This window comes from Streptococcus sp. HMSC076H09 (genome assembly GCF_001811765.1).
Classification (GTDB): Bacteria; Bacillota; Bacilli; order Lactobacillales; family Streptococcaceae; genus Streptococcus; species Streptococcus agalactiae.
On sequence record NZ_KV806601.1, the window covers coordinates 50,355 to 62,306 of the forward strand.

The window sequence follows — 11,952 nt, forward strand, 5'->3', positions numbered from 1 at the left end:
AGCTTTTTTATGAATAAATTTAAGGTAAACATTTCAGGAATGACTTGTACGGGTTGTGAAAAACACGTAGAATCAGCACTTGAAAAGATAGGTGCTAAAAATATTGAGTCTAGTTATCGTCGTGGTGAAGCAGTATTTGAACTGCCCGATGATATTGAGGTTGAAAGTGCAATAAAGGCGATTGATGAAGCAAATTACCAAGCCGGAGAAATTGAAGAAGTATCATCACTAGAAAACGTGGCGTTAATTAATGAAGACAATTATGACCTTCTTATTATTGGTTCTGGTGCTGCTGCCTTTTCTTCGGCAATTAAAGCTATAGAATACGGTGCAAAAGTTGGAATGATTGAGCGTGGAACGGTTGGGGGAACCTGTGTGAATATTGGCTGTGTTCCGTCAAAAACTCTTCTTAGGGCAGGGGAAATCAATCATTTATCAAAAGACAATCCGTTTATAGGTTTACAAACATCCGCTGGAGAAGTGGATTTAGCTAGTTTAATCACGCAAAAGGATAAATTGGTGAGCGAACTTCGGAATCAAAAATATATGGATTTAATTGATGAATATAATTTTGATTTAATTAAAGGTGAAGCAAAATTCGTTGATGCTAGTACGGTTGAGGTCAATGGGACAAAGTTATCTGCAAAACGCTTTTTAATTGCAACAGGTGCATCGCCTTCGTTGCCCCAAATTTCAGGACTTGAAAAAATGGACTATTTAACTAGTACAACACTTCTTGAGTTAAAGAAAATACCAAAACGATTAACTGTAATTGGTTCAGGATACATTGGAATGGAGCTTGGACAACTATTTCATCATTTAGGTTCAGAAATAACGCTTATGCAAAGAAGTGAGCGACTTTTAAAGGAGTATGATCCTGAGATTTCAGAGTCAGTTGAAAAAGCGTTAATTGAACAGGGTATAAACCTTGTCAAAGGGGCAACTTTTGAGCGTGTTGAACAAAGTGGAGAGATAAAAAGGGTTTACGTAACAGTAAATGGCAGTAGAGAAGTCATTGAATCAGATCAGTTACTTGTTGCCACTGGAAGAAAACCAAATACGGATTCTTTAAATTTAAGTGCAGCAGGTGTTGAAACTGGAAAAAATAATGAAATCCTGATCAATGATTTTGGTCAAACAAGTAATGAAAAGATTTATGCAGCAGGAGATGTGACTTTAGGACCACAATTTGTATATGTAGCAGCCTATGAAGGTGGAATTATTACTGATAATGCTATTGGTGGATTAAACAAAAAAATAGATTTATCGGTAGTTCCTGCTGTTACGTTTACGAATCCGACGGTTGCAACGGTTGGTTTAACAGAAGAACAAGCAAAAGAGAAAGGGTATGATGTGAAGACATCTGTATTACCTTTAGGTGCTGTTCCAAGAGCAATTGTAAACCGTGAAACAACCGGTGTATTTAAACTAGTAGCAGATGCAGAAACACTAAAAGTATTAGGGGTTCATATTGTATCTGAAAATGCAGGAGATGTCATCTATGCAGCATCATTAGCTGTTAAATTTGGCTTAACGATAGAAGATTTAACAGAAACCCTAGCACCATATTTAACAATGGCTGAAGGGCTAAAATTAGTTGCACTTACGTTCGATAAAGATATTTCGAAATTATCTTGTTGTGCAGGCTAAGGGAACTTTTTTACAACTCCCTATTCAAGTGAACCAGCTAATGCTTTAAGGGATTTTCTAAGTGCATTTGTGGTCACAAAAATAATTTAACACTGATGATTTCGACATCAAATCTATAATTGATACCTTAACACCGCAGAGTAATAAAGGATGAATAATATGTCAGACTTATTATCCCTACCAGACATTAAAACAATAGAACCGCCACAAGAAAATGAAACCGATATGATGTTTAAAGTTGAAGCAGTCGGACCACCTGAACGTTGTCCTGAATGTGGTTTTGACAAGTTGTACAAACACAATTCAAGAAATCAACTAATTATGGATTTGCCCATTCGTTTAAAGCGAGTGGGCTTACATTTGAACCGTAGACGATACAAGTGTCGTGAATGCGGATCTACCATATCTGTAGATGAAAAGCGTAGTATGACCAAAAGGCTTTTAAAGTCCATTCAAGAGCAATCCATGTCTAAGACCTTTGTAGAAGTCGCAGAAAGCGTTGGTGTTGACGAGAAAACCATTAGGAACGTTTTTAAGGACTATGTGGCACTCAAAGAACGTGAATACCAGTTTGAAACTCCTAAGTGGCTTGGGATAGACGAGATACATATTATCCGTAGACCTCGGCTTGTATTGACTAATATTGAACGCAGGACTATTTATGACATCAAGCCTAACCGTAACAAGGAAACAGTCATCCAACGTCTTTCAGAAATCAGTGACAGGACTTACATTGAGTACGTCACAATGGATATGTGGAAGCCCTACAAAGACGCAGTGAACACTATCCTTCCACAAGCTAAAGTTGTCGTAGATAAGTTTCATGTAGTTAGAATGGCTAATCAAGCCTTAGATAACGTCAGAAAGTCTTTGAAAGCCCATATGAGCCAAAAAGAAAGACGTACCCTTATGCGTGAAAGGTTTATCCTTCTAAAGCGTAAACACGATCTAAATGAACGTGAATCATTCCTCTTAGATACTTGGTTAGGTAATCTTCCTGCTTTAAAAGAAGCCTATGAACTCAAAGAAGAGTTTTACTGGATATGGGATACTCCTGATCCAGATGAAGGTCATCTTCGTTATAGTCAATGGAGACACCGTTGTATGTCCAGCAACTCTAAAGACGCATATAAAGACCTCGTGAGAGCCGTAGACAACTGGCATGTTGAAATATTCAACTACTTTGATAAAAGGCTCACTAATGCTTATACGGAGTCAATTAACAGCATTATTAGGCAGGTAGAGCGAATGGGTAGAGGTTACTCGTTTGATGCCTTACGAGCCAAAATCCTTTTCAATGAGAAGCTCCATAAAAAGCGTAAGCCACGATTTAATTCAAGTGCTTTCAATAAAGCTATGTTATACGATACTTTCAATTGGTATGAAGTGAATGATCACGACATTACAGACAACTTAGGTGTCGATTTTTCCACACTTATTAAGAATTTGGAGAAGGGTGATTTATAAGCCCTTTTCCACCATAAAATCCGAATACCCAATTTAAAAAGATAATAGTTGCTTTTATAGTTATAGCTAATTCTAATATGTCTGAAAATTATATTTTATAGGATTTTATTATATTATATAAAAATAAAATATTTAATCTCATTAAAAAATAAGTGGAATTATATGATTTTCAATAGAATTATATTTTAAATTAGGTTTGACAGTATTTTTTTTAGACTGTATACTACTGGTGTAGGTACCTACAAGTTAAAAATACTGCAGTATATTAAGTTATTTTGATTTAGGAGGGAAAAACCATGGCAAAGAAACAAGTAGTCTATTTTTCCATAGCTATTTTGACAGGAGTTGCATTGTTTTCTCCAGCGATTTTGGAAGTTCATGCTGATCAAGCTACTAATCATGTCGTAGTTAGTCAAGTTAATAATCAACAACAAATAAAACAAAAACTTGATCAAGATAGTGTTCAATTGAATACTATTAAAAATCAAGTTCAAGGCACAGATTATGAAAAACCTGTAGATACTGCTATAAATGCTGTTGATAAGATGAAGTCTTCTTTAGGTGGTAATCCAGCGACAATCTACGATCTTGGTTCTATTGGTCCACGTATAGAAGCTATCACAGATGTTATTGAAGCAATTAATTTTTCAACACATAACTTGACTAACAAAGTTAGTCAAGCTAATGTTGACATGGGATTCGGAATAACTAAATTAGTTATTCGTATTGCTGATCCATTTGCATCTGTTGATTCTATAAAAGCACAAGTAGCAGAAGTGAAGCAATTAGAACAAAAAGTAATGACTTATCCAGATTTGAAGCCAACAGATAAAGCAACTATTTATACTAAGTCAAAACTGGACAAAGCAATTTGGGATATTCGTGTACAAAGAGACCAAAAAGTTTTAAACAAGAAAAGTTTTGATGTTTATAATGCTTTAAATAAAGCTATCACACATGCAGTAGGCGTCCAATTAAATCCTAATGTAACCGTTCAAGAAGTGGATCAAGAGATTGTGAACCTACAAATGGCACTTCAAACTGCTTTGAAATGAGTTGATACTAAACCAGAACGCGATTACTACTAATCTCCGGTCCGTTCCTATCAAATTAAATAATAAATATGGCCTATTTATTAAATAAAAAGAATGATAGTTTTATTGTTCTTTTGAAAGGCAACAGCGATATTCGTTGTTGCCTTTTTAGATATCTGATTATAAATAGACTAAAAATAAATTTCGATATATGTATTATACTGCTATATCCAAATTTATAAGATATAAAAGTAATAAACAGCTTAGGTTCAAAATAGTTTTTAGTGTAAGTCATTTATAATATTTTTATAGAGTAAAACGTATGTATATTTTTATAAATTAGGTTTATACAAAGGAAAATATAGAAATTAACGTTTATAGCATCACAAAAGTATTAATAAAGTATATGAGAAGTGACATTATGTCTAATGTTGTTGTGAGGGTTGATGACAAGTAAAAAAAGAACTGTTGGAGATATGCTTTGTAGTTTACTATTTGTTGTGTATGAATAATAGTGATACAATAGTGATACAAATATAAGTTGAGGTGATATTATGTCAACAGTAGCAGTAAGAGTTGATGCTCAGTTAAAAGATGAAGCAACAAAGCTTTTTCAATCTTTAGGTTTAGATATGAGTACAGCTGTAAAAATGTTTTTAATTCAATCGGTTAAAACTCAAAGTATTCCATTTGAGATAAAAAATAAGTCATTTATTTCTGATGAGGAATTTCAAAAATTAGTAGAATTAAACTCTAAAGGAATTAGAGTTAGAGCTGATGATCCGGAAAGTGTAAAAGAATTTTTTGGTGATGAGGATTTTTCAGAATATGAGGAATATTTTAAATGAACAATATTGAGGTATATTCTGTTTTAGTTTCATGTATTGATTATGCAGATGGTACTGGTTCAAAAATAAGACCTGCAGTAGTAGTGAAATTTAATAATGAGGTTATTAGGACTTATAGACTAACTACAAAATATGAGAATAAGTCTGATTATATAAAAAGTCAGTATCTAGAAGTTATTGATTGGGCAAAAGCAAATTTAAAAAGACGTTCTTGGATTGATACAATTCAGTATTATGATTTAGAGAATAAGGGATTCAATATTAAAATTATTGGTAAGTTAAGTGATAGAGATATTGAAAGATTAAAAGATTTTCTTAAGGGTAGAGGTTTATAAAATATGAAAAAGAAATTAGTTGGCTTTATTGTTCTAGCTTTATCTACACTAATTTTAGTGGCATGTTCTAATGATTCACTTGAAGGTGAATATTATTGGATTAATAAATATAGAAATGATTTGGAGATGACAATCACTAGTAATGCTGGTAGTGTGGATGTTGATGGGAAAGACTATGCTATTGTTAAAGTTGATAATGAAAACAAGCAAATTACAGTTTCGACTGATTATGGAAATAGGACATTTAATATGAAACTTACTAAGGAAGGTAAGGCTGTAAGTCCTAGTGATCACATTGTTTATAAAAAGGGATCAAAAGCATGTGAGGAAGCATTGAAAAAATATGGTTATAAAGAAGTAGGAAAAGAATAGTATTTTATTATATTATATTATATTCTGTTCCATGAAAATTATTTTTCAGAATAAAAAGGAGAGCTAACTAACTACTAGCTCTCTTTTCTGTGATTTCTTAGATAGAATTCTTTAGCAAGATTTTTGATATAAGTTTCATACTTTTCAGGTACACAAGCATTTTTCATATAGTTGATATAGTTAAAAGATTCATCAATCGGATATTCTTCGTTAATTAGATTCATAAAATCTAATATGCGGTCTTTTTCAGCTTGATTTTCGATATGATGTGAATATGAAGAAATATAAGATAAGCAGTTACTCTGATCATTTTTTGTAAAGTGCATTTTTTCATGAAGAATGATGTTAATTTTTTCTATATCTGAAAGACTTTTGTCGACATAAATACAAGGCTTTTCAAGTGTGTTATCATATCTTCCTTTGGTTTTTGGCATATTACAAAATAAGATAGTAATTCCTAAATCTTCCGTTTTTTTAATTACAGTTGATAAATCCATTATTAATTATTGATTTTTAAAGTGTTCAATAAAAGCTTGTGCCATACTTTCTAGCTCATCTTCAGGAATATCAGAAGTTCCATTGTAACCAAGAGATTTTTTTAGGCTCTCTTTTACTTTTTCAATGTCTAAATCGTTGGCATTTTTTTTATTTGTATTTCCTAATAAATAATCGGTAGAGACATTAAAGAAGGAAGCGAATTTTTCAAGCGTTTCTGCACTTGGTTTTTTTTTCCCACTTTCCCATTGTTGGTAAGCAGGTTGAGAAAATCCAAATTGAGAAGCTATATCTTTTTGAGTTAATTTAGCTTCTTTCCGAAGAGATTTTAAGCGTTCTGAGAACATATATTTATACCTTTTGAATTTTTAATATTTTTTAGTGAAAAAACAGTTGACAATAAAAGCTAAAGGTTATATAATTAAAATACAAGCGATAGCTTATCAAAAACTCTTGCAAAAAAGTGTTAAAGTATTTATCAATAATCCTAAAAAGCACTTATTTGAGTACAGAGTTAAAAATTTAGATCATTGATAATTCAATAGATTATTTGATTGTACTAATGACAATGTTCAAAACTTCTTTTACTTTAAAGGCATCTTCTTCTGATAGTGTTTTTCCTTGATAAGTAATAGTTTCAGCTTTTAATAAGTTGTCAAGACTAACAGTACCATCAGATAGTAATTCTTCAATAGATAAATTGAAGAAATTTGCAACTTTCTCAAGTGTTGCGAGAGATGGAGAATTTTTTCCACTTTCCCATTTTGCATAAGCTTGTTGAGAAATATTCATTTGTTCAGCTATTTGTTTTTGAGAAAGCTTGTTGTTAATTCTTAATTCTTTTAGTTTTTTGGAAAACATAAAATTTCTTGAATTTACCTATTGACAAAACAACTATAAGGTTGTAAAATGATTATAACAACGATATGGTTGTTAGTCAATTCTTTCTATTTGATGTTGAGCAATTAATAATTAGCAAAAGACAACATCGTATAGAAATTAAGAGTGACTAAATAGGTTGCCCATTGATAATTAAATAAAAAGTGCGTCAGACAACACAGCTAAGCTAAGTTGAATAACACACGTAATAAATTCTAGCAAGTTTATTATAACGTGAAATTCTTCAAAAGTAAAGCAGGTGTAGTATACTACACAAGTTGTCTGGCTTGCTTTTGAGGTCTGAACTTTGCTTGTTTAAGCAAAAAAAGCTAGATAGAAGACTATCTAGCAAATGGTTACTATAAAAATTGATGCAAAACAATTGCAGTTATGATTATAGTAATTACTGTGTGTTCAACTAAGCAATGAAAGTATAATCCAAGTAATTGGAAGAATCCTTTCATGATAGCAAACATCACTTCGGTGATAATTTCTATCATACCCTACCTCCTTATTAGACTAACTCTGGAGAGTCAATTCTGTTCAAAGTTTGCTTTCAGGTAGATCTAAAAGGAGTTGGGCATGATGTAGAATCACCAAATATATTTTATCATTCTAGTGATGACTAAACAAGTAAAGTTCAGACCTCAAAAGCACACTAAGGTTTATGTTAGTTAGCCTGTGTTGAGCAAAAAACTAAAACTGCTACCTCGCAAGGGGTGTTGACAATGATTACTAAAAACGTAGAGAGGCGGATAAGGTATGGTATTGTGGGCGGTGTGTTAGATACTATCTAGCTAATGAATAAGGTGGACTTATTCGAACGAGTACCTATGTGTGAAACATTGAGAAAGTAGTATGCGAAGATAAGAGCATATTTTTTAAATTTTTATAAGGTAAGTTATTATTTACCTTTCGTGTTGTAATTTATTTAGAAATTTTTTTCTATGTCGACTTCTTTCACAAGTCGGCTTTTTTGTTTGCAAAAAGAAATAAAAAATATAGTTTAGAATGCGAGGTTTCGTCCTTTACTAAACTATATTTTATTTTTGAAAAGGGTGTTAGATGATAATACCTTTTTTAAAGGTAAATATTAGAAAGGAATTTGAATAATGATTGAACTATCAAAAAGATTAAAACAATTAAGAATAGATAGAGGGATTGATAAGTCACAGTTGATTACCTATTTAGCTATCACTTCAAGAACTTATGATAGATATGAAGATGGTTCACGTAAGCCAGATATTGAAACATTAGTAAAGATAGCTGATTATTATTGTTGTTCGCTTGATGTTTTAGTAAGTAGAAATTATACTGAGGATTTTGTTGATAGGTCGCTAGTTGTTTCTTATCGTGATTTAAAGGAGTTGGGTTTAAATGATAAAATTGCGCATGGTTTAATAAAACAAGTCTATGATGGTTATTCAGCAGAGAAAATTCCTTTGGTCGATTCTATTAAAAAACTTAAATTTATTTATAAAAAAGATTTGGTTAGTTGTTTAAACGATATTATGAAAAATTTGGAGGAAAAAAAGTATGTTTGATTTGTTAAAAAAACAATTTAATTCTTTCAGGTTAAAAAAAGTTTTGATGGATAAGGGAATTAAAAATTATGTTGTATTGTACTTTAAAGATAATGAAAAAGCGTTATGTATTGTAAGAAATGGGAAAAAATATAATCGTTGCTATTTATTAAAATTATCTTTTTACGATTATTCTATTGTTAAATCGTATGTGGCTGACGGTGATTTTTTAATTTATAAGGGTATTTGTAAAACAGGTATGGTTGCTTACCTTTTAGATAATAGAAAAAAATGGAAGTCGGTTGAAGTATGGGATATAGATTGAATAGGTATGTTTGTGTTAGGAAGGATGTCTTTTTAGCTTTAGTGATGCTACTAGTGACGTTAATTGTATCACTTGTTTTTTTATTAAAGAGTGATGGCATCTCATTTTTTAGTGATCAGTACTATAGGTCTCAATTGACTGCTAAAGAAGCTAAAAATGTGATTAATAAAAACTATAATATTGTTTTTTATAAAAAGAGTTGCCCTTACTGCAAAATAGCGAAAAAAGAAATTTTAGAGAAAAGTAAAGGTAGTGATATAACTACTTTTTTTGCTGACGTGGAGACTGTTAGTGGCAAGGAGCTAGTACGTAAATATAGAATATCCAAAGCGCCAAGCATAGTTGCTGTAAGAGGAGACAACTTGAAAGTTAATTTGTATGCAAAAGATGATGAGGATGGTCGTATGATTGTAGAAAAGAAAGTAATAAAAGATAGTTTTAGATAGTTATAGAAAGGTATTTATCATGGGGGTAAAAAGTAATGAGGAATTGAAAAGAGAGCAGTATTTAGCAGAGTTTAGTAGGGTGGTTACTAATTTTAAGTGGAATGCTAGTAGAATATATTTCGGAGATATAATTGCAATAAAACTTTGTTTTAAAGAAGCTTTAAAACAAATAGATATATTACATGAAAGAGCTATTTTACGTAGAGATGAAGTTAGTACATTTTACTACTGGGCTAAAAGAAATATAAATAATGTTTATCAAGAATTGATTGAAAAGAAGTAAATTGAGGAGATTTTTATGAAACAAACTAAAGTTTTATCAGGTATTGCAATTGCAACATTAAGTACAGTAAGCGTAGCAGTAAATGCTGACGAAGTTAAATCATTATCGTTAGAAACAACTGCGAATCAAACTAATCACATTACAGAAGTAACACAAGAACAAGTTGACAGTGCAAAAGCAAAGTCTGATAGAGCAACGAGTGATGTTGAAACACAACAAAATGTAGTTAATACTGCACAAAATCAACAAAATCAAGCTCAACAAACTCTAGTCAATGCAACTAAAAAGTTGAATGCAACACAAAAACTAGCTCAAGAGTCAACTCAAGAAAATAAAGTTAAAGCACAACAAACAATTGATATAGCTAAACAAATGTTGTCACAGATTGGAGCTAAACAAAAAACTGCTGAAACTGAACAAGTCAAAGCGCAAGAAGCTGTTAAAGCACAACAAATAGTTGTTGCACACGATAAGCAAGACGTTGCAACTAAGACAACTGATGTTAAACAAGCTCAATCATCAGTGGATAGAGCTAAAGATGCTCTGACTAATACTACAGTTAATAGTGATTTAAATAAAGCACAGTCAAACATCACAACTAAGACAGCTGATGTTAAAACTGCGACAGATGCACTTACAAAAGCACAAGCGACTGATAAAACACTTACTAATCAAAAAGCAAAAGCACAACAAAATCTTGATAACGCAAAACAAAATTTATCTGTTAAAGATGCACAGTTAGCACAAGCTAATGCTACTGTTAACCAGAATAAGTTTAAAACTGCTCTAGGGCAAAGTCATTATTACAATCAACGTGACGGCGCATGGGCTAGCGTATATGGAGGGCATACTTTTGCTTCAACTGGATGTGTACCTTCGGCTTTAGCGATGGTTTATTCTGATTTATCACGCAAGACAGTTACACCAAAGGAAGTTGCGGATTATCTTTTTAACCAAACAAATGAATTTAATAAGAATTTTGGTGGAACAAGTGGAAGAGGTATTGTTGAAGCTACTAAAGCGTTTGGCTATGTTGTGACTCATTTAGCAAGTCAAAATGCTATAAAAGAAGCTTTGAAAGCAGGTCATCATGTTGTTGCTGCTGTACAAAATAATAAATTCAGTCCTTGGGGACCTCAATACAGTCACGAAATTGTATTGAGAGGTAGTTCAAATGGCAATACGTATGTTTATGATCCGTATAACCGTGATAACAATGGTTTTTACAGTGTTGACCGCATTTGGAATGAACAGTCACGAGATAGTATTGATACTGCTGGTGTAGGTGTACCGTTTTTCTCAATTATGACTAAAGATATGGCTAATGCCTTAACTAAGCAGTCACAAGCTTTAGCAAGTCAACAAGTTGCTCAAAGACAATTAAATGATGCACAAGCTAAAGCAATAGGTCTTAATGCAGTAACTATGCAGACACCGATTGCACAAGCTAATTTGATTAAAGCATAGTCTAATTTAAAAGATGCTCAAGATGCACTCACTAAAGCACAAGAAGCAGTTAAATTAGCTAATCAAGATAATGTTAAAAAACAAGCTGACTTAATAAAAGCAGAGTCTAAATTAACAGATGCTCAAAAGCAATTAGCAGATGCACAGGTTAAATTGACAACAAATACAACTAAACTTAATCAATTAAAACAAGTGTTAGCAGAAGCAAGTCAACAAGTAGCACAAGCAAATCAAGATTACAAGCAAGCTAAAGATAATCTAACACAAAAAACTGCTTATCTTACAAATCTACGCAATGCACAAGCTAATTTGCTTAAAGTACAGTCTGATGTAGCACAAGCTAAAGATAACTTAGCAAATAAGATTGCTAAGTTACAAAGAGAAGTAGCTTATTTACAAGAGTTAAAAACTAAAGCAGTAGATGCGCAATCACAATATCAAAAAGTTTTATCAGCTTATAAGTCAGTTTTAGAAGCTAAAGAAAAACTGAAATTAGCAGAAGAAAAAGCTCAAATTGAGAAAGTAAGACAAGAAGCAGTAGCAGTAGTTGATGAAACAGGTAAAATTACTAGTTATATTACTTCTAAACCAAAACTGCAAGAAGCTGTTAAAGCACAACAAATAGTTGTTGCTAACGATAAGAAAGACGTTGTAACTAAGACAGTTGATGTTGAACAAGTATCAGTTGTAAAATCTAGTGTCTTGCCATCAACTGGTGATGCTAAGACAGGTTTAATTGCAGTTTTAGGTATGCTGTTATCTTTAAGTGGGTTTTTAGGTGTACGTAAAAATAATAAGAATAATATTTAATAATAAGGAGGATGATTT

13 protein-coding genes and 1 pseudogene are annotated in these 11,952 nt (G+C 32.0%); 11 read left to right on the plus strand and 3 right to left on the minus strand.

The genetic code is table 11. The annotated features are described in order from the left end of the window. Positions 1 to 9: 9 nt before the first annotated feature. From merA to HMPREF2818_RS03910, 6 genes are all read left to right on the plus strand, one after another. Positions 10 to 1,650 (plus strand): mercury(II) reductase, encoded by a 1,641-nt coding sequence (gene merA / locus HMPREF2818_RS03885; protein WP_001031939.1) that lies wholly within the window; start codon positions 10 to 12, stop codon positions 1,648 to 1,650. Positions 1,651 to 1,809: 159 nt separating this feature from the next. After that, positions 1,810 to 3,117 (plus strand): ISL3 family transposase, encoded by a 1,308-nt coding sequence (locus HMPREF2818_RS03890; protein WP_070508681.1) that lies wholly within the window; start codon positions 1,810 to 1,812, stop codon positions 3,115 to 3,117. A 296-nt stretch (positions 3,118 to 3,413) separates the two neighbouring features. Then, complete coding sequence (gene cfb, locus HMPREF2818_RS03895; protein WP_001085574.1) at positions 3,414 to 4,172, plus strand: CAMP factor pore-forming toxin Cfb-II; 759 nt, start codon at positions 3,414 to 3,416, stop codon at positions 4,170 to 4,172. A gap of 533 nt (positions 4,173 to 4,705) precedes the next feature. Continuing rightward, on the plus strand, positions 4,706 to 4,999 hold the full coding sequence (locus tag HMPREF2818_RS03900; protein WP_000108708.1) for a type II toxin-antitoxin system RelB/DinJ family antitoxin: 294 nt from the start codon (positions 4,706 to 4,708) through the stop codon (positions 4,997 to 4,999). Beyond that, on the plus strand, positions 4,996 to 5,334 hold the full coding sequence (locus HMPREF2818_RS03905) for a hypothetical protein (protein ID WP_001059490.1): 339 nt from the start codon (positions 4,996 to 4,998) through the stop codon (positions 5,332 to 5,334). The genes HMPREF2818_RS03900 and HMPREF2818_RS03905 overlap by 4 nt, the downstream gene beginning before the upstream one ends. A gap of 3 nt (positions 5,335 to 5,337) precedes the next feature. Beyond that, complete coding sequence (locus HMPREF2818_RS03910) at positions 5,338 to 5,706, plus strand: hypothetical protein (RefSeq protein ID WP_000728324.1); 369 nt, start codon at positions 5,338 to 5,340, stop codon at positions 5,704 to 5,706. A 74-nt stretch (positions 5,707 to 5,780) separates the two neighbouring features. Here the strand turns inward: HMPREF2818_RS03910 and HMPREF2818_RS03915 are convergent, their stop codons facing one another. The 3 genes from HMPREF2818_RS03915 to HMPREF2818_RS03925 form a co-directional block, all read right to left on the minus strand. Beyond that, a complete protein-coding gene (locus tag HMPREF2818_RS03915; protein WP_000366193.1) occupies positions 5,781 to 6,203 on the minus strand; it encodes an ImmA/IrrE family metallo-endopeptidase in 423 nt (140 codons plus the stop codon). Between the two features lie 6 nt (positions 6,204 to 6,209). After that, positions 6,210 to 6,548, minus strand: a complete 339-nt coding sequence (locus HMPREF2818_RS03920) for a helix-turn-helix domain-containing protein (RefSeq protein ID WP_000490637.1) — start codon at positions 6,546 to 6,548, stop codon at positions 6,210 to 6,212. 199 nt (positions 6,549 to 6,747) lie between these two features. Further along, the gene (locus tag HMPREF2818_RS03925; RefSeq protein WP_000491762.1) at positions 6,748 to 7,062 is read right to left on the minus strand and encodes a helix-turn-helix domain-containing protein; all 315 of its coding nucleotides are present in this window, start codon (positions 7,060 to 7,062) and stop codon (positions 6,748 to 6,750) included. Positions 7,063 to 8,192: 1,130 nt separating this feature from the next. Between HMPREF2818_RS03925 and HMPREF2818_RS03930 the strand changes: the two genes are divergently transcribed. The 5 genes and pseudogenes from HMPREF2818_RS03930 to HMPREF2818_RS03950 all read left to right on the plus strand — a co-directional run bounded on the left by HMPREF2818_RS03930 (position 8,193) and on the right by HMPREF2818_RS03950 (position 11,934). Beyond that, complete coding sequence (locus HMPREF2818_RS03930; protein ID WP_000571631.1) at positions 8,193 to 8,624, plus strand: helix-turn-helix domain-containing protein; 432 nt, start codon at positions 8,193 to 8,195, stop codon at positions 8,622 to 8,624. Beyond that, on the plus strand, positions 8,617 to 8,928 hold the full coding sequence (locus HMPREF2818_RS03935) for a hypothetical protein (protein ID WP_000459923.1): 312 nt from the start codon (positions 8,617 to 8,619) through the stop codon (positions 8,926 to 8,928). The genes HMPREF2818_RS03930 and HMPREF2818_RS03935 overlap by 8 nt, the downstream gene beginning before the upstream one ends. A gap of 134 nt (positions 8,929 to 9,062) precedes the next feature. After that, complete coding sequence (locus HMPREF2818_RS03940; RefSeq protein ID WP_162632152.1) at positions 9,063 to 9,374, plus strand: thioredoxin domain-containing protein; 312 nt, start codon at positions 9,063 to 9,065, stop codon at positions 9,372 to 9,374. Positions 9,375 to 9,393: 19 nt separating this feature from the next. Further along, on the plus strand, positions 9,394 to 9,657 hold the full coding sequence (locus tag HMPREF2818_RS03945) for a hypothetical protein (RefSeq protein WP_000538392.1): 264 nt from the start codon (positions 9,394 to 9,396) through the stop codon (positions 9,655 to 9,657). 15 nt (positions 9,658 to 9,672) lie between these two features. Then, positions 9,673 to 11,934: pseudogene (locus HMPREF2818_RS03950) on the plus strand (LPXTG cell wall anchor domain-containing protein). Positions 11,935 to 11,952 lie beyond the last annotated feature (18 nt).